This window comes from Knoellia sinensis KCTC 19936, from assembly GCF_000768705.1.
Taxonomy (GTDB): Bacteria; Actinomycetota; Actinomycetes; order Actinomycetales; family Dermatophilaceae; genus Knoellia; species Knoellia sinensis.
Window position 1 is genome coordinate 155,058 of sequence record NZ_AVPJ01000004.1, and the last position, 23,351, is coordinate 178,408.

At 68.0% G+C, this 23,351-nt stretch carries 12 protein-coding genes; 6 read left to right on the forward strand and 6 right to left on the reverse strand.

What is annotated here, in order from left to right:
* Positions 1-129: 129 nt before the first annotated feature.
* Positions 130-2,907, forward strand: coding sequence for an aconitate hydratase (locus tag N802_RS07175; protein WP_425402465.1), 2,778 nt, complete (start codon positions 130-132; stop codon positions 2,905-2,907).
* Between the two features lie 89 nt (positions 2,908-2,996).
* Here N802_RS07175 and N802_RS07180 read toward each other — a convergent pair whose 3' ends face one another.
* Positions 2,997-4,424: an AfsR/SARP family transcriptional regulator gene (locus N802_RS07180; protein ID WP_035914086.1), complete on the reverse strand. Its 1,428-nt coding sequence runs from the start codon at positions 4,422-4,424 to the stop codon at positions 2,997-2,999.
* 411 nt (positions 4,425-4,835) lie between these two features.
* On the opposite strand from N802_RS07180, the gene N802_RS07185 reads away from it, so the two are divergent.
* The gene (locus N802_RS07185; RefSeq protein ID WP_052109557.1) at positions 4,836-9,383 is read left to right on the forward strand and encodes a peroxidase family protein; all 4,548 of its coding nucleotides are present in this window, start codon (positions 4,836-4,838) and stop codon (positions 9,381-9,383) included.
* Between the two features lie 106 nt (positions 9,384-9,489).
* On the opposite strand, the gene cobA is transcribed toward N802_RS07185, so the two are convergent.
* Genes cobA through N802_RS07210 form a run of 5 tightly spaced genes read right to left on the reverse strand, consistent with a single transcriptional unit; the run spans position 9,490 to position 15,473 of the window.
* Complete coding sequence (gene cobA / locus N802_RS07190) at positions 9,490-10,704, reverse strand: uroporphyrinogen-III C-methyltransferase (RefSeq protein ID WP_035914089.1); 1,215 nt, start codon at positions 10,702-10,704, stop codon at positions 9,490-9,492.
* The gene (locus tag N802_RS07195; RefSeq protein ID WP_035914453.1) at positions 10,692-12,032 is read right to left on the reverse strand and encodes a sulfate adenylyltransferase subunit 1; all 1,341 of its coding nucleotides are present in this window, start codon (positions 12,030-12,032) and stop codon (positions 10,692-10,694) included. The genes cobA and N802_RS07195 overlap by 13 nt, the downstream gene beginning before the upstream one ends.
* Before the next feature lie 59 nt (positions 12,033-12,091).
* Positions 12,092-13,060 (reverse strand): sulfate adenylyltransferase subunit CysD, encoded by a 969-nt coding sequence (gene cysD, locus N802_RS07200; protein WP_035914091.1) that lies wholly within the window; start codon positions 13,058-13,060, stop codon positions 12,092-12,094.
* Positions 13,057-13,773: a phosphoadenylyl-sulfate reductase gene (locus N802_RS07205; protein ID WP_035914095.1), complete on the reverse strand. Its 717-nt coding sequence runs from the start codon at positions 13,771-13,773 to the stop codon at positions 13,057-13,059. The genes cysD and N802_RS07205 overlap by 4 nt, the downstream gene beginning before the upstream one ends.
* Positions 13,770-15,473 (reverse strand): nitrite/sulfite reductase, encoded by a 1,704-nt coding sequence (locus N802_RS07210; protein WP_035914099.1) that lies wholly within the window; start codon positions 15,471-15,473, stop codon positions 13,770-13,772. Before N802_RS07210 ends, N802_RS07205 begins: the two co-directional genes overlap by 4 nt.
* Before the next feature lie 158 nt (positions 15,474-15,631).
* Between N802_RS07210 and N802_RS07215 the strand changes: the two genes are divergently transcribed.
* From N802_RS07215 to dxs, 4 genes are all read left to right on the forward strand, one after another.
* Entirely contained in the window at positions 15,632-19,120 is a 3,489-nt protein-coding gene (locus N802_RS07215; protein ID WP_035914102.1) for a helix-turn-helix transcriptional regulator, read from the forward strand.
* Complete coding sequence (locus tag N802_RS07220) at positions 19,105-19,536, forward strand: hypothetical protein (RefSeq protein ID WP_245613851.1); 432 nt, start codon at positions 19,105-19,107, stop codon at positions 19,534-19,536. Before N802_RS07215 ends, N802_RS07220 begins: the two co-directional genes overlap by 16 nt.
* Positions 19,537-19,677: 141 nt before the next feature.
* The gene (locus N802_RS07225) at positions 19,678-21,294 is read left to right on the forward strand and encodes a M4 family metallopeptidase (protein ID WP_035914108.1); all 1,617 of its coding nucleotides are present in this window, start codon (positions 19,678-19,680) and stop codon (positions 21,292-21,294) included.
* Between the two features lie 169 nt (positions 21,295-21,463).
* The gene (gene dxs / locus N802_RS07230) at positions 21,464-23,332 is read left to right on the forward strand and encodes a 1-deoxy-D-xylulose-5-phosphate synthase (RefSeq protein ID WP_035914112.1); all 1,869 of its coding nucleotides are present in this window, start codon (positions 21,464-21,466) and stop codon (positions 23,330-23,332) included.
* Positions 23,333-23,351 lie beyond the last annotated feature (19 nt).

Sequence of the window (23,351 nt, forward strand, 5' to 3'; positions counted from 1 at the left end):
CAGGACGAGGCGTCCGCTAGTATCTTGACGTCAAGATAATTCGGTGGACCGACACACACGCGATGACGCGCGGAAGGGAGCAGGCTCGTGACGAGCACTGACAGCTTCAAGGCACACGGTGAACTCCAGGTGGGCGACAAGGCCTACGACATCTACCGGCTGGCCGCGGTCGAGGGCAGCGAGACCCTCCCGTACAGCCTCAAGGTGCTCCTCGAGAACCTCCTGCGGACCGAGGACGGCGCCAACATCACCGCCGACCACATCCGCGCCGTCGGTGGCTGGGACGAGAACGCCGAGCCCGACACCGAGATCCAGTTCACGCCCGCTCGCGTGATCATGCAGGACTTCACCGGTGTGCCCTGCGTCGTCGACCTCGCCACCATGCGTGAGGCCGTCGCCGACCTCGGTGGCAACCCCGAGAAGATCAACCCGCTCGCGCCGGCCGAGCTCGTCATCGACCACTCGGTGATCATCGACGTCTTCGGCCGCCAGGACGCGTTCGAGCGCAATGTCGAGATCGAGTACGAGCGCAACAACGAGCGCTACAAGTTCCTCCGCTGGGGCCAGACGGCGTTCGACGACTTCAAGGTCGTCCCCCCGGGCACCGGCATCGTCCACCAGGTCAACATCGAGCACCTCGCCCGGACCGTCATGACCCGTGAGCTCGACGGCAAGACCGTTGCGTACCCCGACACCTGCGTCGGCACCGACTCGCACACGACGATGGTCAACGGCCTCGGCGTCCTCGGCTGGGGCGTCGGCGGCATCGAGGCCGAGGCCGCCATGCTGGGCCAGCCCGTCTCGATGCTCATCCCGCGCGTCGTCGGCTTCAAGCTCTCCGGTCAGATCCCCGAGGGCGCGACGGCCACCGACGTCGTCCTCACGATCACCGAGATGCTGCGCGACCACGGCGTCGTCGGCAAGTTCGTCGAGTTCTACGGCGAGGGCGTCTCGGCCGTGCCGCTCGCGAACCGGGCGACGATCGGCAACATGAGCCCCGAGTTCGGCTCGACGTGCGCGATCTTCCCGATCGATGACGTCACGCTGGACTACCTCCGGCTCACCGGCCGCTCCGAGGAGTCGGTCGCGCTCGTCGAGGCGTACGCCAAGGAACAGGGGATGTGGCTGCACGCCGGGCCCGACCAGCCCGAGGCCCGCTACTCCGAGCGCCTCGAGCTCGACCTGTCGACGGTCGTTCCGTCGATCGCGGGCCCGAAGCGTCCCCAGGACCGGATCGCGCTGTCCGGCGCCAAGGAGCAGTTCCGCGCCGACCTCAAGAACTACGTCGTCGACGGCAACGGGATCGAGAAGAGCGCGGTCGACGAGGAGCTCATGGGCACCTTCCCGGCCTCGGACGCTCCCTCCCACGACGTGCACGAGGTCTCGCAGGAGGCGGGACGCCCGACCCACTCCGCACTTCTCAACGGCGACAGCGCCAGCAACCCGGTCTCGATCTCGATCGACGGGCAGGCGTGCGAGGTCGACCACGGCATCGTCGCGATCGCCTCGATCACGTCGTGCACCAACACGTCGAACCCGTCGGTGATGATGGCCGCCGCCATGCTCGCCAAGAACGCGGTCGAGAAGGGCCTCACGGTCGCCCCGTGGGTCAAGACGTCGATGGCGCCCGGCTCCAAGGTCGTCACGGGCTACTACGACAAGGCCGGCATGTGGCCCTACCTCGAGAAGCTCGGCTTCCACCTCGTCGGCTACGGCTGCACGACGTGCATCGGCAACTCGGGTCCGATCATCGACGAGGTGAGCAAGGCGGTCAACGACAACGACCTCGCCGTCGTCTCTGTCCTCTCGGGCAACCGCAACTTCGAGGGTCGCATCAACCCCGACGTCAAGATGAACTACCTCGCGTCGCCGCCCCTGGTCATCGCCTACGCGCTGGCCGGAACGATGAACTTCGACTTCGCATCAGACGCCCTTGGTCAGGACACGGAGGGCAACGACGTCTTCCTGAAGGACATCTGGCCGAGCCCGGCAGACGTCGAGGCGACCATCGCAGGTGCCATCAGCCAGGAACTGTTCACCAAGGACTATGCCGACGTCTTCGCCGGTGACGAGCGCTGGCAGAGCCTGCCCACCCCCGAGGGCAACACCTTCGAGTGGGACGCCGACTCCACCTACGTCCGCAAGCCTCCGTACTTCGACGGCATGCAGATGGAGACGACGCCGGTCACGGACATCGAGGGCGCCCGCGTACTGGCGAAGCTCGGCGACTCGGTCACGACCGACCACATCAGCCCGGCCGGTGCGATCAAGACCGACAGCCCCGCGGGCAAGTACCTCGCCGAGCACGGCGTCGAGCGCAAGGACTACAACTCCTACGGTTCGCGTCGCGGCAACCACGAGGTCATGATCCGCGGCACGTTCGCCAACATCCGCCTCAAGAACCTCCTGCTCGACGGTGTCGAGGGCGGGTTCACCCGCGACTTCACCAACGGCGGCGAGCAGAGCACGATCTTCGACGCGTCGGCGAACTACCAGGCTGCGGGCACCCCGCTCGTCATCCTCGGTGGCAAGGAGTACGGCTCCGGTTCGTCGCGTGACTGGGCGGCCAAGGGCACGGCACTCCTCGGCGTCCGCGCCGTCATCACCGAGAGCTACGAGCGCATCCACCGCTCCAACCTCATCGGCATGGGCGTCCTCCCGCTCCAGTTCCCGGAGGGCCAGAACGCCGACTCGCTCGGGCTCGACGGCACCGAGACCTTCTCGGTCACCGGTGTCACCGAGCTCAACGAGGGTCGCACCCCCAAGACGGTCAAGGTCGTCGCGACCAAGGAGGGTGGCGAGGACGTGAGCTTCGATGCGGTCCTGCGCATCGATACCCCCGGCGAGGCCGACTACTACCGCAACGGCGGCATCCTCCAGTACGTCCTCCGCTCGCTCGTGAAGTAGGCGAGACCACACCGGAACGACAGACGCCGGTATGCCGTGAGAACACGGCATACCGGCGTCTTGCCTTTGCGTGTGTCCCGTCTCGGCCGTCAGGCTGGAATCGAGATGGCTCCCAGCGAGCCCGTTGTCGTGGCGGGGGCAGCATCGACGGCCGTCGCCTCGGTGAGGGGTGACGAGAGTTGCATCCCTGCCGCGGTCCAGACCAGCCGCTCCTCGGCGAGCCATCGACGGAGCAGGCCGATGACCCGTTCGGCCAATGCGTTCGTGTTTGCGCTCACCGACTGAACGAGGGTGGGCGACGGCTCAGCCTGCAGCACCACCCTGATGAGTCGCTCCAGGTCGACGTCGGACAGTTGGCCGACCTCGACCACCTCCATCGAAGCGGACTCGTGCGGGTGGGGTGTGGGACGGGCCGCCGCGCCAATGTGGTCGAGAGTCTCCACCGGAATGACGACCATCGCGTGTCGACGCCGCGCCAAGTCGACGATGTCACGGATCTCGGCCGGTGTCGTGGTCACGCGTGCGTGCAGGAGAAGGACCTGACCTTGGAGCGCCGACCCCTCCGCCGGCGTCTGCTCGGGGTCGGAATCCAGCCGATGGGCCAACTGCAACGACAGGCTCAGGCCGCGACAGGCGGTCGCCACGGCGGCTCGGCGCCCACTGCCGGGTTCGCCTCGCAGCCAGAGGACGCCGGTCCCACCCGCCTCCTGCAACCGCTGGAGTGCATCGGAGACCGACTCGACAGCAGAGGTCGGTGACTGCACCGCAGTCTGTAGGTTCGTCATCTCGAGGCACTCGGACAAGAGCGCCTGCGTCTGGGGTGACGGGTCGACGCCGTACTGCTCGTTCAGCAATGTCTTGAAGGCGCTGTAGGACCTCAGGGCCTTCGTGGTCTCCCCGAGGCCGGAGTGCGCCCGCATGGTGGCCCGGACCGCACGTTCGGACGAGGGATCGAGTCGGTGTGCCTTGCGTGCGAAGGCCAGGCTGTCGCGCATCCACGCCAGGGACGCCGCCGAGTCCGCGCCATCGAGCAGGATCTGGAAGAAGACGTCTCGCCAGTCGTGGACGGTCTCGAACCAGTCCCCGTCCGACTCCGCGACATCGAGGTCACCGGGGTAGAGGGTCTCGGCCTCGCGCGCCATCTGGACGACCATGCGGTGGTCACCAACTCGTCGTGCTCGCTCGGCCGCCTCGGCCGCCTCGCCAAAGGCCTGCGTGTCCACCCAGGCGTTGTCGAGCATGAGGGAGTGGTCGAGCCGCCCGATGTGCTCCGGGCCGAGAACTCGCCGCAAGCGGCACGCTGCCGTGCGCAGACTCGCACCGGCGTGCTGCTCGTCCGCGTCGGGCCACAGCCGACTGACGAGCTTGTCCCTCGACACCGGGGTCCCGGCCTCGAGAGCCAGAAGCCGCAGCAGATCCTTCGTCTTGCTGGTCGACCACTCGCTGTTGCGGACGAGCGATCCGTCGGCCCGACGAACGTGAAGCCGACCGAACAACCGAACTTCGATGCCTTGCACTCGCGACCTCCAACGTGTGTGCTCTGGCCTCAGAGCCCCCCTCATGCCGGCTCGTTGGACCAACCACTTGCGACGCTAGCAGCGGGGTGAGGGGGCTGTTCGGGCTTCCGGAGAAATGGTCACGAGGGGATCACGGGGGTGGTCACAAGGGTCTATGCCGTTGCGATTTCACGTCCTTGTCACGGGGGCCGGATCACCCTGTGCCTGTGCACTGCTCGGTGCCTTGCGCGTCATGCCGTTGGCGTGCTTTCAAGCAGAAGGAGGCTGGCCACGATGCCGGTACCTGAAGAAGCCTCAGCCAGTCGAACGCGACCAGGAGCGCGTCATCGCAAAGCGCCGCCGCAACGACGACGACGGGGGATCGTCACGTCGGTTGCGGCAGCGTCATTGGTCGCATCCTTGGGTTTGGCGGTGACGGTCACCCAGTCCCAAGCCGCGCCGATTGGCGCCGGCTTCCAGCTGGACCGTGGAGACCTCAACTTCATCCTCAAGCAGATCCAGATCTCAGAGGCTCACGTCGCGAGTCGTACTGTGGCACAGCCCTGCTCGACTCTGTTGGGCACTGGGCCCAACCAGATTCCCAACCAGGGCACGAACGGCGAACTCCTGCCGTGGGGCCTGCGCACCGTCGACGGTTCGTGCAACAACCTGATCGCAGGGCAGGAGAAGTTCGGCGCGTCCGATCAGCTCTTCCCCAGGCGGGTGCCGGGCTCCTTCAAGGCTGCCGAGCCCGTCGATACTCCGTTTGACCCGGACGGACCTGGCCCGAAGACTCAGGGGAGCCCGACCTCATACGCCGAGGTGGGGACATCGAGCACTCCATCCTTCGTTCAGGACTCCCAGCCGCGCGTGATCAGCAACCTCATCGTCGACCAGACCAAGAGCAACGCCGCCGCGGCTGCCGCGTCTGGTCTCACCGATGCTGAGCTGGCGACCTTCCCGGCTGGAGCGACACTGCCGATTGGCAACGTGGCTCCCGACGCCGGACTCTCTGCTCCGTTCAACGCGATGTTCACGCTGTTCGGTCAGTTCTTCGACCACGGACTCGACCTGGTCGACAAGAGCGGCGGCACCATCTACATGCCCCTCAAGGCAGACGACCCGCTTCGCGCCCGGGCTGGGAACACCCCGTTCATGCTCCTCACGCGAGCGAAGACGAACGCCCAGCACGAGGCGACGAACAAGGCGACCCCGTTCGTCGACCAGAACCAGACGTACACCTCGCACCCGTCGCACCAGGTCTTCCTGAGGTCCTACACGCGCGATGCGAGCACCGCCAACCGGCCTGTGCCCAACGGCAAGCTCATCGAGACCGTCATCAACGGCGAAGGGGGCATGGCCACCTGGGCGACCCTCAAGGCCGAGGCGCGGACGAAGTTGGGGATCCAGCTCACGGATACGGACGTCCTCAACATCCCGCTGCTCGCCACCGACCCGTACGGGCACTTCGAGCCCGGCACGAACGGCTTCCCGCAATTCCTGCTCCCCGATGGCACGAAGGTCGAGGGAAACCCGGCTGCGAACAACAACCTGGGTGTGTTGGTTCCGGCCAACGCCATCCGCACGGGCCAGGCCTTCCTTGACGACATCGCCCACCACGCGGTGCCGATGGGTGACCCGGACGGAGTCGGTGGGACGGTGAGTCCGCGACCGGCGGACACGGACACCGTTCTCACGTTGTCCGGCCAGCCGCATGCGCGCGACACCTACGACGACGAGATGCTCAACGCGCACTTCGTCGCCGGCGACGGACGGGTGAACGAGAACATCGGACTCACGGCCGTCCACCACGTCTTCCACTCGGAGCACAACCGTCTGGCCGACAACATCCACGCCCTGATCAACCTGCAGGACACGGCCTTCCAGAACCAGTGGCGGGCGGTCAACACCGCCAGTGGCTGGCAGTACGGCGAGCGCCTGTTCCAGGCGGCCCGCTTCGTCACCGAGATGGAGTACCAGCACCTCGTCTTCGAGGAGTTCGGTCGCAAGGTCCAGCCGCTGATCAACGCCTTCGGTGAGGGCGGCACGGGCTACGAGACGACGACGAACCCGGCCATCAAGGCCGAGTTTGCCCACGCCGTCTACCGGTTCGGTCACTCGATGCTCACGGACGACATCAAGCGGACGACGGCCACTGGTGGCGACACGAGCCTTGATCTGATCACGGCATTCCTCAACCCGACGCACTTCACCAGCAACGGGGCCACTGCGCTGACGCCGAAACAGGGTGCAGGGCAGATCTTCCGAGGGATGACGAGGGAACCGGGACAGGAGATCGACGAGTTCGTCACGGAGACGCTGCGCAACAACCTGCTCGGCCTTCCGCTCGACCTCCCGACGATCAACATCGCCCGGGCCCGGGACACCGGAATCCCGACGCTCAACGAGGCGCGTCGAGCGTTCTACGCGGAGTCGCAGAACTCGCAGGTCAGGCCGTACGACAACTGGTCTGACGTGGGCTTCAACCTCAAGCACAGCGAGTCGCTGGTCAACTTCGTCGCCGCTTACGGACGCCACCCGAGCGTCCTGAACGCGACCACGCTGGCGGCCAAGCGTGCGGCTGCCGGTCGGATCGTCGGCGGCACACCGATTCCCGTCCCGGACGACCCGACCACCGTGTGCACGGCACCGAACGTGCCTGTCGGCTGCGATGAGAGCAACCCTGGTCTCCCGCCGGCGGACTGGGAAGAGTTCATGTTCGGAATGGGCGCTTGGGCCAACACTGAGACCGGTGTCAACAACATCGACCTCTGGGTCGGTGGCCTCGCGGAGAAGCAGATGGTGGGCGGTGGCCTTCTCGGGTCGACGTTCAACTACGTCTTCGAGCACCAGATGGAGGACCTGCAGTTCGCTGACCGGTTCTACTACCTGGCCCGCGTCCAGGGTCTCAACCTGCTCGTCCAGCTCGAGGGCAACTCCTTCGGTGAGCTGGTGTCGCGCAACGCGGACGTCTCGGGGATGCCTTCGGACATCTTCAGCCGCCCGGACCTCATGTTCAACCTGCCCAACATGGGCCCGGTCGGTGGACCGATCGTCGATGACGCCACGACCCCGGACAACAACGAGGCGGCCCAGCCCAACCTCGCCTGGCAGCCCGGCGGCACGATCCGGTTCAGTGGAACCGAGCACGTCGTGTTCAACGGTCGTGACGACGTGGGCGACCGGATCTGGTCGAGTGAAGGTGACGACACGGTCCGCGGCAACGGCGGCAACGACTGGATCGAGGGCGGTGACGGCGCCGACAACATCATCGGTGGTATGGGCGACGACATCCTCAACGACCTCAACGGCGATGACACGATCAAGGGTGGCCCCGGCCACGACGCGATCAGCAACGGTCAGGGCTTCGGTGGCGACCTCAACCAAGGTGGCGAAGGCCAGGACCTGATCAACATGGGCAATGACATTGCCGAGACCTTCGCTGGCCCGGACAACGACTTCGTCCTGGGCGGAGATGACATCGACACCGTCTTCGGTGACACCGGCGACGACTGGATCGAGGGTGGCGCAGGCCCGTTCAACCTCCTGCAGGGAGACATGGGTCAGGCCTTCCAGAACGATCCGGATGGTGGCCACGACGTCATCGACGGTGATGGTGGCGAGCAGGACATGGACGCCGAAGGTGGCGACGACATCATGCACCTGGGCCCGGGGATCCAGCGCGCCGAAGGCATGCTGGGCTTCGACTGGACCACCCACAAGGGTGATCCGAAGGCCGCCAACTCGGACATGAACATCACCGTCGCACTGCCGCCGACGATCAACGACCTCCGTGACCGGTTCGACCTCGTCGAAGCCCTGTCAGGGTGGAACTTGAACGACACCCTGCGCGGTGACAGCCGCGAAGCGGCCGACTTCAACGGAGTCGACCACTCGCTCAACGCCGCGGGCATCGCCCGGGTCGCGGGCGCCGACGCCCTGCTGCCGGCAGGTGCCACCGGGTTCACCGGCGGCAACATCCTGCTCGGTGGCAACGGCAACGACATCATCGAGGGTCGCGGCGGCAACGACGTGATCGATGGCGACCGGTGGCTCAACGTGAAGATCCAGGCGCCGAACCCGGCAACCCCGGCACCGGCCGACACGAAGCTCGTGGACAGCATCCGCGAAATTCAGGCCGATGTCTTCGCGGGTCGAATCAACCCCGGTGACCTTCGGATCGTCCGGTTCATCGAGAACGGCACGCCGGCTGCGAACACAGTCGACACCGCCGTGTTCACTGGCCCGCAGAGTGAGTACGTCATCACGACGCAGCCCAACGGCTCGGTCACCGTCGTCCACAACGACGGCGGCGTCGACGGCACGGACACGCTGTGGCGGATTGAGCGTCTTCAGTTCGCCGACGGCACCGTGAACACCAACAACCGTGCCCCCTCGGGTGCGGCGGTGGCCTCACTCAACGCAGCCGGGACGACGTTGTCGGTCGCCACCAACACGATCGCCGACGCTGACGGCCTCGGGACGTTCTCGTTCCAGTGGCAGCGCAGTGTTGCCGGTGGAGCCTTCACGGACATCGGCGGTGCGACCAGCTCCACGCTGGCCGTGACGGACGCCATCCGGGGCAGCAATGTTCGAGTGCTCGTTCGCTACACCGACGGTGCTGGCACTGCGGAGACGGTCACGTCCAACGCGGTGACTCTGGCCCCGGCGGCCGCGGTGGTCCCGAATGCCCCGACGGGTGTCACGGCCACAGCCGGCGTTCGCTCGGCAACCGTGAGGTGGACCCCACCGGCGGTCACGGGCGGAAGCCCCATCACCGGCTTCCAGATCCGGATCGTGGATGCGACCCGGGACCGGGCCGTCGCGGCGAACTTCATCGTGACGAACCCCGCCGCAACCAGTGCGGTTGTCACTGGGCTGAGGGACCGCAGGAACGTCAGGTTCCAGGTCAGGGCTGTCAACGCCAATGGTGTGGGCGCCTGGTCGGCCTTCTCGCCGGTCGTGAGACCGACGAGGTGATGACAACGCACTGACCCGCCAGGTCCTCGTGACCTGAACGGTCAACACAAGACCGGTGCCGGCCACCCTCAGGTGGTCGGCACCGGCCTTTGTGTGTGGTGGTGGGTCAGGAGTGGGCGAGGCGCACGACGTCGCCGACGACGACGACTGCTGGTGACACGACTCCGCGCTCGACGGCGAGCACGGCGATGTCCGCCAGTGTTCCGACCGTGACCCGCTGGTCGAGGGAGTAGCCGCGCTCGATGATCGCGACGGGGCAGGTCGCCGGACGGCCCTGTGTGACAAGCGTTGTCGCCGTGTCGGCGAGATGGGAGACACCCATGAGGAGCACGAGGGTGTGGTCCGTCCCGGACGGCAGTGTCGGGATCTGCTCGTGGCCGGTCACGACCGTGAACGACTTCGCGAGACCGCGGTGGGTCACCGGGATGCCGGCGGCCGCCGGAACCGAGATCGCGCTCGTGACGCCGGGAACAACTTCAACGGGTATGCCGTGTGCCTCGCACGCGAGACGTTCCTCGCCTCCGCGACCGAGCACGTAGGGATCGCCACCCTTGAGCCGGACGACTCCGTGGCCGCGCTCCGCCTCCTCGATGAGGATCTCATTGATACGTTCCTGGGGGACCGGGTGGTTGCCGGGCGTCTTGCCGACGTCGATGACGCGCACCGACTCGGGAAGGCGCGACACGATGCCGCGCGGGGCAAGTCGGTCCACCACGACGACATCCGCCGATGCCAGGAGTTCGTGGCCGCGGGCGGTGAGGAGTTCATCGGCGCCAGGGCCGCCACCCACGAGCGCGACCCACCCGGTGCCGCGGGGACGGTGGCGTCGCAGGTCGATCAGCCCCGTCCGCAGAGCCAGGTCGATTCCGTCGCGGGCCGTGGCGGCAAGCTGAGGGTCGCCACCACCGTGGACGGCGATCTGCACGGTGCCGTCGGGTGTCGTGACCTGCGTGCGGGCAAGGACGCTGGCGCGCGTCGCACGAGCGTCAGTGGCGTCGATGCACCACACGCGCAGTGTGGTCGAGTCGGCACTGATGCGGCTGTCGACATCGGGGTCACCCGTGGCCGTGTGGGCGAGCCACGCGCCGTCGAGGTCGGACGGGCCCGCGTAGTCGCGCTGCAGCCACGTCACGCGTTCCGGGTGGCTGATGACGAGGTCATGCACGTCCTCGCAGATCCACGGGGAGACGAGGCGCACGACAGCACCCTCGCCGAGGAACGCCCGGAGGCGTCGCCCGGTGACCGGCCCGCCGCCGAACACGGCGACAAGTCGGTCGGTGAGGTCGAGGGCGACCGGCAGAGCCGACTTCAGATGTCCCATTCCTCGTCACCCTCGGGCTGGGTCGGGGCATCGGCAGACGTCGGGAGGGTCGCGCCCACCATGCCCGCGGCGACAGTACGACCGTCGTGGGCATCGATGAGGAGGAATGATCCTCCACGACGCGAGGTCGAGTAGTTCTCCACGGGAACCGGGCTCGCGAGGCGCAGGGTCACGAGGCCAATGTCGTTGAGGGACAGGGCTTCTGACGGAACGGCCTGCAGATCGTCGAGGTCGAGTGCGCCGTCGATCGCGCGCACCGCGGTCTGCACGGTCCGAGAGCCGTGCTTGAGCAGGAGACGCTGCCCCGGACGAAGCGGCGCGTCGCCGAGCCAGCAGACCACGCCCCTGATGTCCTGCGTGGGCTCGGGAGCATCGGCCACGGACGCGATGACGTCGCCGCGCGAGATGTCGATCTCGTCGGCGAGCCGCAGAGTCACCGACTGCGGTGCGAACGCCTCGTCCAGTGACCGCTTGCCGAGGTCGATTCCGGTGACCGTCGAGCGCTTGCCCGAGGGCAGGGCCACGACCTCGTCACCGACGCGCACGACGCCGGAGGCGACATGACCGGCATACCCGCGGTAGTCGCGGTGGGCCTCGTCACGAGCGGCACCCTGCGGACGGATGACGAGCTGCACCGGCAGGCGGAAGGCCTCGCGCGTGGGGTCGTCCGACGGGGGCAGGGACTCGAGCAGCTCGAGAAGGGTCGGTCCGGCATACCACGGTGTGCGGGTGGAACGGTCGGCGATGTTGTCGCCATCGAGGGCGCTCACGGGGATGGCGATGGCGTCCTCGACGCCGAGTTCACGGGCCACGGCCTGCACTTCGGCGTTGACCCGTTCGAAGACCTCCGCCGAGAAGTCGACGAGGTCGATCTTGTTGACGGCGACGACGACGTGCGGCACGCGCAGCAACGCGGTGACGGCGAGGTGGCGTCGGGTCTGCTCGAGGACGCCCTTGCGGGCATCCACGAGCAGGACGACGACATCGGCTGTCGAGCTGCCGGTGACCGTGTTCCGCGTGTACTGCACGTGTCCGGGGCAGTCGGCCAGGACGAAGGAACGCCGTGCCGTTGCGAAGTAGCGGTACGCGACGTCGATGGTGATGCCCTGCTCGCGCTCGGCGCGCAGTCCGTCGGTGAGCAGGGCGAGGTCGGCGGCGGTGAGGCCCCGGTCGCGGGACACCCGCTCGACGGCGGCGAGCTGGTCGGACAGGACCGACTTCGTGTCGTGGAGCAGTCGGCCGACGAGGGTGGACTTCCCGTCGTCGACGGAGCCGGCGGTCGCGAGGCGGAGCAGCGTGCCAGTGGTGGGAACTGTGGTCGTGGTCATGTCGGGGTCCTCACGACGTAGCGGAGCGAAGGATGAGCGCAGAACTTCGTGGGGTGACATCAGAAGTAGCCCTCCTTCTTGCGGTCCTCCATGGCGGCCTCCGAGATCCGGTCGTCGGCACGGGTGGCGCCGCGCTCGGTCAGGGTCGACGCTGCGACCTCGACGACGATCTCGGCGTTGGTGCGGGCGGGCGACTCGACGGCACCCGTGCACGACATGTCGCCGACGGTGCGATAGCGGACCAGGCGCGTCTCCACGGTTTCGCCCTCGCGCGGCTGGCTGTAGGGGCCGACCGCGAGCCACATGCCGTCGCGCTGGAAGACCTCGCGCTCGTGGGCGTAGTAGAGCGGGGCGAGCGGGATGTTCTCCCGCTCGATGTAACTCCAGACGTCGACCTCGGTCCAGTTGCTGATCGGGAAGACCCGCACGTGTTCACCGGGCCGGTGGCGCGGGTTGAAGAGGTTCCAGAGCTCGGGGCGCTGGTTCTTGGGATCCCACTGGCCGAACTCGTCACGCAGGGAGACGATGCGCTCCTTGGCGCGCGCCTTCTCCTCGTCGCGTCGCCCACCGCCAAAGACGCCGTCGAAGCGGTGCTCGTTGATGGCGTCGAGCAGCGGCTGGGTCTGCAGGGCGTTGCGCAGGCCGTCCGCACGCTCGCGCAGGCGACCGTCATCGATGTAGTCCTGCACCGAGGCCACCTCGAGCCGCAGCCCGAGTCGCTCGACCGTCTCGTCGCGGTACTCGAGCACCTCGGGGAAGTTGTGGCCGGTGTCGACGTGCAGCACCGGGAACGGGATGGGCGCCGGCCAGAACGCCTTCACCGCGAGGTGCAGCATCACGACGGAGTCCTTGCCGCCGCTGAACAGGAGAGCCGGGCGCTCGAGTTCGCCGACCATCTCGCGGATGACGAGGATGGCCTCGGCCTCGAGGGCGTCGAGCTGGCTGAGGACGCGCCCGCCGTGGTCCGTGGTCGGCGAGTCGGCAGCGGCGGCCGTCGTCTCGAGTTCGTCGATCGTGGATGCGCTCATGTGTGGATCCCGCATTCGGTCTTGGCCAGGCCGGCCCAGCGGCCGGATCGGGGGTCGTCTCCCGGGGCGACGCGCTTCGTGCACGGTTCGCAGCCGATGGAGGGGTAGCCGTCGTACATCAGGAGGTTGACGGGCACGGAGTGCTCATTCGCGTATGCCGTGACGTCGTCGAGCGACCACGTCACCAACGGGTTGATCTTGACGAGGCCGTGCTTCTCGTCGAATGTCACGAGGGGGGTCTCGGTGCGGGTGGGCGCCTCATCGCGGCGCACGCCGGTCACCCAGGCCTCGTAGCCGGCGAGGGTGCGTGCCAACGGCTCCATCTTGCGCATCGCGCAGCAGAGCGCAGGGTCGCGCTCGTAGAGGCGAGGGCCGTGCTTCAGGTCCTGCTCGGCGACGGTGAGCTCGGGGAGGACGTCGACGACCGTGACGTCCAACTCATCAGCGACACGGGCGCGGGTCCCGATGGTGTCCGCGAAGTGATAGCCGGTCTCGAGGAAGAGAACGTCCACACCGGGCGAGTCCTGCGAAATCAGGTGCGGGAGAACACCCTCGGCCATGCTGCACGCCACGGCGAGGGTCCCCGGGAAGTGCTCCGCAGCCCAGCGAGCGACGCCACGCGCATCCGTGTCGTCGAGCTGAGCACCCTCGGACGCAAGGGCGCGGAGCTCCTCCTCGCCGCGCTTGGTTCCGGCTCGGGTCTGGATGCTCATGTCAGCTCCTCGTCGGCGACTCGGTGGGCCCACGTCGCGAAGGACTCGCCGGCGACGCGCTGCTCGGTGAACCGGCGCACGATGCGCTCGACGTAGTCGGCCAGGTCGGCCGCGGGGACCTTGAGCCCACGGACCGTGCGGCCCAGCCCGGCCTCGTCGCGCTCCGGCGAGGCGAGGCCACCGCCGAGGTGGACCTGGAAGCCGGGGACGCTATCGCCCGCGTCGTTGGTCGTGATGAGCCCCTTGAGGCCGATGTCTGCCGTCTGGATGCGGGCGCACGAGTTGGGGCAGCCGTTGACGTTGAGAGCGATCGGGGTGTCCAGGTCGATGTCGGCCAGGCGCCGCTCGAGCTCGGCGATGACTGCCGTCGCGGTGTCCTTGGTGTCGACGAGGGCGAGCTTGCAGTACTCGATGCCGGTGCAGGCCATCGTCGTGCGACGGAACGGGCTGGGAGTCGTCGTGAGGCCGAGCTCTTCAAGCCCGGCGACGAGCTCGTCGACTCCGTCACCCGGCACACCGAGGACGACGAGCTTCTGGTGTGCGGTGAGTCGCACCCCGTCCGCGCCGACTCGCTCGACGAGGTCCGCAAGGGTCGTGAGCTTCGTGCCGCTGACGCGGCCCACCGTCGGAGCGGCGCCGACGTAGAAGCGTCCGTCCTTCTGCTCGTGCACGCCGACGTGGTCTCCGGGGCCGGTCGCGGGCGCCGGGGCGGGGCCGTCGGGGAGTGCCCGGCCCAGGTACTCGGTCTCGAGGACCTCGCGGAACTTCTCCGGCCCCCACTCGGCCATGACGAACTTGAGGCGCGCCTTGGTGCGCATCCGGCGGTAGCCGTAGTCACGGAAGATCTGGATCACGCCGTGCCACACGTCCGGGGCGTCGGCCTCGGAGACGAAGACCCCGATGCGCTCGGCCAGGCGCGGTGCGGTGGAGAGCCCGCCGCCGACCCACAGGTCGAAGCCGGGGCCGAGCTCGGGGTGGACGACACCGACGAGCGAGATGTCGTTGATCTCGTGGACGACGTCGAGGCTCGGGTGGCCGGTGATGGCGGTCTTGAACTTGCGGGGCAGGTTGGACAGTTCGGGGTCGCCGACCCACCGGGACGTGATCTCGTGGATCACGGGCGTCGGGTCGATGATCTCGTCGGCGGCGACACCGGCGACGGGGGAGCCGAGGAAGCCGCGGGGCGTGTCACCGCAGGCCTCGGTCGTCTGAAGACCGACCGCCTCGAGCCGGCGCCAGATCTCGGGCACGCTCTCGATCGCGATCCAGTGGTACTGGATGTTCTGCCGGTCGCTGATGTCCGCGCTCTCGCGGGCGAAGTCGGTGGAGATGCCGCCGAGGACGCGCAACTGGGTGGGGGAGAGGAGCTGCCCGTCGGTGCGCACCCGGAGCATGAAGAACTTGTCCTCGAGCTCGTGGGGCTCCAGAGAGGCGGTGCGCCCGCCGTCGATGCCGGGCTTGCGCTGGGTATAGAGGCCCCACCAGCGGAAGCGACCGTGCAGGTCCTCGCCGGGGATGGCGTCGAACCCGTCACGGGCATAGATCGTCTCGATCCGCTCCCGGACGTTGAGGCCGTTGTCCGCGGCCTTGAACGTCTCGTTGGGATTGAGCGGCTCCCGGCCGTCGACGGCCCACTGGCCGTTGGACCGCCCGGTGCGCGGCGGCCGCAGGGTGCGGCTGCCTGAGACGACGCTCGTCATGGGTTCCTCGATCCTCAATGGGGTGGCAAGACTGATGGAAAGCATAAGTGTCCGTTATGTCCAAGGACGTGGCGTCCACGATGTGACCAAGCGCAAATCGGGCACCGGAAATGTCCGCGCGCCTGCGCGCCGCGGCACGGTGGCGGGATGATCGAGCCATGGATGGACAGCCCGTCCTGTTCGGACGGGAGTCTGAGCGCGCGGTCCTGCAATCGTTCGTGGATCGCGCCTTCGGTGGCGACCCCGGCCTGCTCCTCGTCCATGGGGAGGCAGGCATCGGGAAGACCAGCCTGGTTCGTGACGTGGCCGAGGCAAGCCGATCAGAGGCCAGCCATGTGCTGCACGGACTATGCCTTCGGTTCGGCGCGGACGTGACGAGCTACTTTCCCTTCACCCGGGCGCTGACGCACTGGTTGGGTAGCACCACGAGTGGCCTCGCATCGACGTTGTGCCCTTCCGGTCGCTTCGACGACCTCATTCCTGCTCTGGGCGATGAACCCCGGGGTGTGGCTCTCCTCCAGTTCGGTGCCGCCCTCGAAGCCCTCCAGGCCGACCGGCCCACGGTGCTCGCCATCGATGACCTGCAGTGGGCCGACCCCAGTTCGTTGGACGTGCTGTCCTATCTGGTGGCCGGGTTTGCCCCGGGGCAACGACTGGCCGTCTTCGCCACCTACCGGGACACGGATCTGCCCGTCGGCCACCGGTTGCACGGCTGGCTTGCCGATGCCGCCCGGATGTCGTCGGTGAGCAGCCTGCGGCTTGGCCCACTGGATGTGTGGTCGATCGAGGAGATGATCCTGTCTCGCGATGGAGCCGCTGCGGACGCCGGTCGCGCCCACGAGGTGTTCCGGCGCTCCGACGGGAACCCGTACCTCGCGCACCTTCTCCTGGCCGAGGGCAGTGACGGAGCCGGCGGCGTGGCGTCTGAAGTGAGTCTGGCCGACGCGCTGTTGGCCTCCTGGCACAGGCTGTCGGAGCAGGGCAGGGCGGTGTCCCAGATCGTGGCCGTCGGCGGGGCTCCGGTTGCGTTCGAGGTCTTGCGTGACCTGTCCGCTCGGCATGGCGTCGACGCTGTCGACACGGCAAGGGCTGTGCAGGAGGCTGCAGCTCAGGGGATCGCGGTCGAGACCGAGTCGGGCTCCATCTGGTTTCGCCATCCACTGCTCGCCGAGGCGATCGCCGGCAGCCTGAGCGTATGGGAGAGGAGGCAACTCCACACCGAAATCGCCGATGGCTGGGCATCCGCCTCGTCCGTGGACGCGCGGGACCGAGCCAATGCTCTGGCCTTGCACCATGTCGCGGCTGGGCATCATGACGAGGCGTTCCAATGGTCGCTCCGCGCCGCCGACGAAGCGGAACTTGTTCGCGCCTGGGAGGAGGTGGCCAAGCACCTGTCCACAGCGGTGTCGCTGTTGACCGAGGTGTCCGGGAGCGTTGCCGCCGAGGTCGAGCGAGGTGAGCTGCTGCTCCGAGCGGCCCGGGCCGCCGAGGCCTGGGGCGACGACCGTGGGGCGGTCCGTCACTACGAGCATGCCCTCGTGAGAGTGGATCGGTCGGAGGATCCACGGTTGGCCGCACGGATCCTGCTCGACCTTCATCTCCTTCGTGCCATGGCCGGACTCGGCCCGCGGCAACTCTCCCTCGTCGAACCCCAGGAGGCCCTGGAACTGACCGATGGAATGGTGGACGCGCCCGAGCGGTCCTTGGCCTTTGCTCACCTGGCCTTCGCGGAGGTCTTCAACGGGCTGCCCGGGGCAGGCCCACACGCCGACACCGCAATGCAGCTCGCTGAGGCGGTGGGCAGCCCCGTGGCGATGATCTGGGCACTGGGCGCTCGCTCACAGGCGAGGTTCGGGACGCCGGAGGGTGTTGACGATGCCGAGCGAGCGATGGCCCTGGCCAAACAGGCCGACGATCCACGCTTGATGCGTTTGGCCGCCACCTTCGTTCACAACACCTACGAGTCGATGGGGTTGCTCGTCGAGTTGGCGGAGGTCAGCGACGGTGTCTATCGAGACCTGCTCGCACGCGGTCTGTTCGACTACGCCGGAGTGGTGGGAGCGAACGCGGCTTCGGGCGCCTTCGACCTGGGGCGTTGGGCGGAGGCCCGGGTCATGGTGCGCGAACTACTGACCCTCGCGCGGAGCCACAATGCTGCCGGGACCACACGGTGCGTTGCGGCCATGCTGACGGCGCATCAGGGCAACCGCCAAGCCGCTGCCCTGCACCTGCGACGGGCCGAAGAGCTCCTGCCCACGGCCGCACCCGTTGGTGATCTCCTGCTCACCGCCCAGATCCAGGTGAGCATTGCTCTCGGGCTGCCGGAGGACGCGCTCATCCTCATTGACCGGTTCATGGCCGAGGTCGTCGCCCTTGATCCCCGCGCCGCCGACTACTTGCTCGTTCTCGCCTCCAGAGCGGCCGCGCTCATGGCGACAACCGAGTCCCGTCTTGATGCGCGCCGACGCGCCGTGGCGTATCTCGAGAGGATCGAGGCTGCTCGCGGGACCGAGCCGATGTCCTTTGCGGCGGCCGGACCCCGGGACGCTGCTCACCCGGCCATGGGCGCAGTGCATGCGGCCCAACGCGCCCAATGCCTGAACGAGCTCGATGGCCTCGCCGACCTGTGGGAGGAGGCCTGCAGGGCAACCGAACGCGCTGACCTGCGCTATGAGCATGCCCGTTCGCTGTATTGGCTCGGCCGGCACCTCCTCACCCGCCGGGCCGACCGGCGCCGAGCCGCTGACGTCCTGGGGAGGTCCCGTCGCCTCGCCGAGCAACTCGGGGCGGCGCCGCTCACCGAGGACATCGACAGCCTGGCTGGGCAGGCCCACCTCACCCTGGGGAGCTCGGATCCCCGTGGGGCGGCTGCGGGCTGGGTGACGCCGATCGTGCCGGCCACGCCAGCATTGACGCCGCGCGAGGAGGAGGTCCTCGAGGGCCTGGTGTCGGGGGAGACCTACGGACAGATCGCGGCTCGCCTCTTCATCAGCGAGAAGACGGTGAGTAGTCACGTCTCCGCGGTGCTGAGGAAGACGGGACGGCAAACCGGATCGAACTCGCGGATCTGGCACATCGACGTGGTCGTGGCGCTGAGCGGGGGAGCCGTGGATCTCAGGGGGTCGAGCCCCCGAACTGAGGGGCAGGTCCGGATGCGGACCAGGTGTGTGCGACGGGACGGTGAAGGAGTCGGAACAACGCCTCCAACCGAAGGGCCCTCCCATGGACGCCAGCCTGATGCGCACAAGGCGGGTCTCAGCCGTGGCGGTCACAGGGCTCCTCCTGTTGGGAACGACCACACTGTCGGCAGCTGCCAGACCCATGGTCGGTGCGGTGGTCCGAACCACGGGCGAGAGTTCCGCGGGCGTTTGCTTCCCCGAGCGTGTTGGCACCCCAACAGCCAGTCGGGGGCGGGTGCGGACGGCTCTCCCGGTGTTGTCCGCTCGGGAGTTCTGGGGGACGCCGGGGAAGGTGCAGACCGGACAGCGCCTTCCGACGCGTTGGGGGTCAACAGTGCGTGCGCGGCCGGATCCGCGCGAGACGCGCGCCTTCCCTGCGGTGACCTTCTCGAAGCACTGTCATCGCGACGCGGGGATCCACGGGGTTTCCTCGGTGCCCTAGAATCGAACGTATGTTCGATGGTGTGACGCCGCCTCCTCTGCGGCGTTCGGCGAGCCCCGGTGCACCGGGTGGTGCCCGCCGTCCGGGTCCGCCCGGATGGCCGGATCGCGTGCCTCCACCGGAGGCCGCCGGGTGGCAGGTGCCGGCCGTCGGGTGGCTGCTCGACCACTGCCCGTCGGAATATCGCATGTATGCCGTGTGGCGCCGTCACCCGATCGCCCTCGCCTGGGTGACCACGCACCACCTGGACGCGCAACTGGGAGCGATGCGGACGGCATACAGGGGCCTTCGGGTCGATCTCGCCGACGACGTCGAACCGGAAGGGATCGCGGCCTCGCTCGCCGCTCTCGAAGCGGAAGGCGCTCGCCTGCTTGCGGCCCGCCGGGCCGCAGGGCTGCTCCTCGAAGCCATGCAGGGGCACACGTTCGTGCCGCGCCTGTAGGGGCGAGGGCACGCTTCTTGACCGAGGTATACGTTGAGTAAGGACTTGGCCAAGTCCCTTCCGCATCGATGTCGAGCGCGGCTTTGATGAGGCGGTCGCGCCACCGCGTGACGCTCCACGACATGAGACAAGGAAGTCCACATGCGTCGATCCCTCTCCGCCCTCGCCTGCCTTGCCGCCGGCTCGGCAGCCATCGCCTCGGCCATCCCCGCCGCCTCCGCCGCGCCGGCCGACCCCATCGGGCCGCTCCGCCAGCTCGACGTCGCCGCCGTGGGCGCCTCCGCGGAACAGGCCCTGCGGTCGGCGCCCGGTCTCGTCCGGCTCGCTGCAGGTGAGGATCTCGTGGCGACCACCGCCCTCGGCGAGTCCTCCGGTGAGCGCCACGTGCGGATGGACCGGACCTACCGTGGGCTGCCCGTCCTCGGTGGAGACCTCGTCGCCCACCTCGGTGCCGATGGCGCCGTCGATTCGGTGAGTCAGACCCTCACGGCACCCATCACGGTCTCGACCACGCCCAGGATCAGCTCCGCGAAGGCGCGCACCGCGACCCGCCCGACGCTCCCGTCGGGTGTCAGGCTCGACAAGTCCTCGCCGACCCTCGCGGTCGACGCCACCCAGGGCACACCACGCCTCGTCTGGGACGTCCGCAGCAGCGGCGTCCGCGCGAACGGCACCCCGAGCCGACTCCACACCTGGGTGGACGCGTCCACAGGGGCCGTCGTCGGTTCGGCGGACGAGATCCACGAGGCCGACGGCAGTGGTGCCTCGCTCTACAGCGGCACGGTGACGATCCAGACGACGCAGTCCGGGTCGAGCTTCCAGCTCAAGGACGCCACTCGCGGCAACTCGCAGGTGGGCGACATGAACAACCGGACCGACAGCTTCTTCTGCACGATCTTCGGTGCCGGCTGCTCCGCCGGCACGCTCTTCACCGACGCCGACAACGCCTGGGGGAATGGCACGAACGTCAACCGTCAGAGCGCTGCAGTCGACGCGGCATACGGTCAGGCGCGCACGTGGGACTACTTCAAGAACGTCCACGGGCGCAACGGCATCTGGAACACCGGCAAGGGGTCGCCGAGCCGCGTCCACTACGGGTCGAACTACGTCAACGCGTTCTGGGACGGGAAGCAGATGACCTACGGCGACGGCGACGGGTCGTCCTTCGGACCTCTCGTCTCGCTCGACGTGGCCGGGCACGAGATGACCCACGGCGTCACCCAGAACTCGTCGAACCTCACCTACTCAGGCGAGTCCGGTGGCCTCAACGAGTCGACGAGCGACATCTTCGGGTCCATGGTCGAGTTCAGCGCCAACAACCAGAACGACCCCGGCGACTACCTCGTCGGCGAGGAGTTCGACCTCGCCGACGGTCTCGGCTTCCGCCGCATGGACAACCCCAGCTCCGACGGCAGCTCGGTGAACTGCTGGTCGTCGTCGGTGGGCAACCTCGACGTGCACCACTCGTCCGGTGTGGGCAACCACTTCTTCTACCTGCTGGCCGAGGGATCGGGCAGCAAGACCTTCGGGGGCAAGGCGCACAACTCCACGACGTGCGACGGCTCCACCGTCACGGGCATCGGCCGGGATGCGTCCTCGAGGATCTGGTATCGCGCCCTCACCGTCTACATGACGTCCTCGACGAACTACGCCGGGGCCCGTGTGGCGACGATCAGGGCAGCCGGTGACCTCTACGGCGCCACGTCGGCCCAGGCCACGGCTGTGGCGAAGGCCTGGGACGCCGTCTCGGTGAAGTAGGCCAGCGGGGCGATCCCGGGCTCCACGTCACTCTCTGCCGCCGAGGGAGGGTGTGGAGCCCGTGAACGTTTCGTGTGGACGTGCTCGTGAGGGGCCGTGGGCGCGCAGAGGTACCCACGGAAGCACCTAGACTCTTGCGGATGGACATCGTCACCGAGAGGGAGATCGCGTGAGCGTGCTGGAGCGCATCCAGGGACCTGACGACCTCAAGGCCCTGACCCGCCCCGAGCTGGAGACCCTGGCTCAGGAGATCCGGACCTTCCTCGTCGAGGAGGTGTCCCGGACTGGCGGCCACCTCGGGCCGAATCTCGGAGTCGTCGAACTCACGCTCGCGATCCACCGAGTGTTCGACAGCCCGCGGGACGCCGTGGTCTTCGACACCGGCCACCAGTCCTACGTCCACAAGCTCCTCACCGGACGCCACGACTTCTCCGGACTCCGCAAGCAGGGCGGGCTCTCGGGCTACCCCAGCCGCGCCGAGTCCGAGCACGATGTCGTCGAGAGTTCGCACGCTTCGAGCTCGCTGTCGTGGGCCCACGGGATCGCGGCCGGAAGGGTCGTGACGGGCGCCCGCGATCGGCACACGGTGGCCGTCATCGGTGACGGTGCACTCACCGGGGGTATGGCGTGGGAGGCGATCAACAACATCGCCGCCGAGTCCGACTTGCCGTTGGTCATCGTCGTCAACGACAACGAACGCTCCTACGCGCCGACGCGCGGCGGACTCGCTGACCACCTCTCGACCCTGCGCACGACTCGGGGATACGAACGCTTCCTCGACTGGGGGAAGAACACGCTTCATCGCACGCCGGTCGTCGGGGGCGCGATGTACGAAACGCTCCACGGGGTCAAGAAGGGCATCAAGGACATCGTCGCGCCGCAAGGCCTCTTCGAGGACCTCGGCCTCAAGTACATCGGTCCGGTCGACGGCCACGACGAAGCGGCACTCGAGCAGGCCCTGCGTCGCGCTCGCGCCTACGGCGGGCCGGTGCTCGTCCACGCCATCACGCAGAAGGGCAAGGGCTACGACCCGGCGCTCAACGACGAGAGCGACCAGTTCCACGCGGTCGGCGTCATCAACCCGGAGACCGGTCTGCCGCTGGAGATCTCGGGGCGCAGCTGGACCGATGAGTTCAGCGAAGCACTCGTCGAGCTCGGTGAGGAGCGCGAGGACATTGTCGCCATCACCGCCGCGATGATGATCCCTGTCGGCCTGGACGCGTTCGCGAAGCGTTTCCCCGAACGCACCTTCGACGTCGGCATCGCCGAGCAGCACGCGACGACGATGGCTGCCGGATTGTCGTATTCCGGGCTGCACCCGGTCGTCGCCATCTATGCGACCTTCCTCAACCGCGCGTTCGACCAACTGCTCATGGACTGTGCGCTCCACGAGGCCGGGGTCACGTTCGTCCTCGACCGCTCCGGGATCACCGGGCCTGACGGCGCCTCGCACCACGGGATGTGGGACATGTCGATCGTCGGCATCGTGCCCGGGTTGCACCTGGCGGCACCCCGCGACGGCCAGCAGATCCCGATCGCCCTGCGTGCTGCGGTCGACATCGATGACGCGCCGTCGGTCATCCGTTTCCCGAAGGGTTCGGTGGCGGACGCGATCGAGGCGGTGCGGACCATCGACGGTGTCGATGTCCTCGCCGAGCCCGACGAGGCCGAGGTCGACCTGCTCCTGGTCGGAGTGGGATCGATGGTGGCGACAACGCTGACGGTCGCCGACAAGCTGGCGGCAGAGGGCCTGCGGGTGCGTGTCGTGGATCCCGTGTGGGCTCTGCCCGTGAATCCCGCGGTGGGCGACCTCGCCCGCTCGGCCCGGCGGGTCGCCGTCGTCGAGGACAACTCGGTGTCCGGTGGCGTGGGTTCGCACATCGCGCAGGCATTGCGGGACAGCGGGATCGACGCAGCCGTTGACCTGTTCGGCCTGCCGCGCGAGTTCCTCGACCACGGCTCGCGTGGCCAGGTCCTGGACCTCGTCGGCCTGACGCCGGACGCGATCGCGACGAAGCTCCTCGGCACCCTGCGCTGAGGTCGGTCCGGCCCACACA

Bases quoted from the DNA above. Each gene is read 5' to 3' on its own strand.
- cobA (WP_035914089.1), bottom strand. From the start codon at position 10,704: ATGGGACATCTGAAGTCGGCTCTGCCGGTCGCCCTCGACCTCACCGAC.
- N802_RS07205 (WP_035914095.1), bottom strand. From the start codon at position 13,773: ATGAGCATCCAGACCCGAGCCGGAACCAAGCGCGGCGAGGAGGAGCTC.
- N802_RS07215 (WP_035914102.1), top strand. From the start codon at position 15,632: ATGGATGGACAGCCCGTCCTGTTCGGACGGGAGTCTGAGCGCGCGGTC.
- cysD (WP_035914091.1), bottom strand. From the start codon at position 13,060: ATGAGCGCATCCACGATCGACGAACTCGAGACGACGGCCGCCGCTGCC.
- N802_RS07210 (WP_035914099.1), bottom strand. From the start codon at position 15,473: ATGACGAGCGTCGTCTCAGGCAGCCGCACCCTGCGGCCGCCGCGCACC.
- N802_RS07195 (WP_035914453.1), bottom strand. From the start codon at position 12,032: ATGACCACGACCACAGTTCCCACCACTGGCACGCTGCTCCGCCTCGCG.
- N802_RS07225 (WP_035914108.1), top strand. From the start codon at position 19,678: ATGCGTCGATCCCTCTCCGCCCTCGCCTGCCTTGCCGCCGGCTCGGCA.
- N802_RS07220 (WP_245613851.1), top strand. From the start codon at position 19,105: ATGTTCGATGGTGTGACGCCGCCTCCTCTGCGGCGTTCGGCGAGCCCC.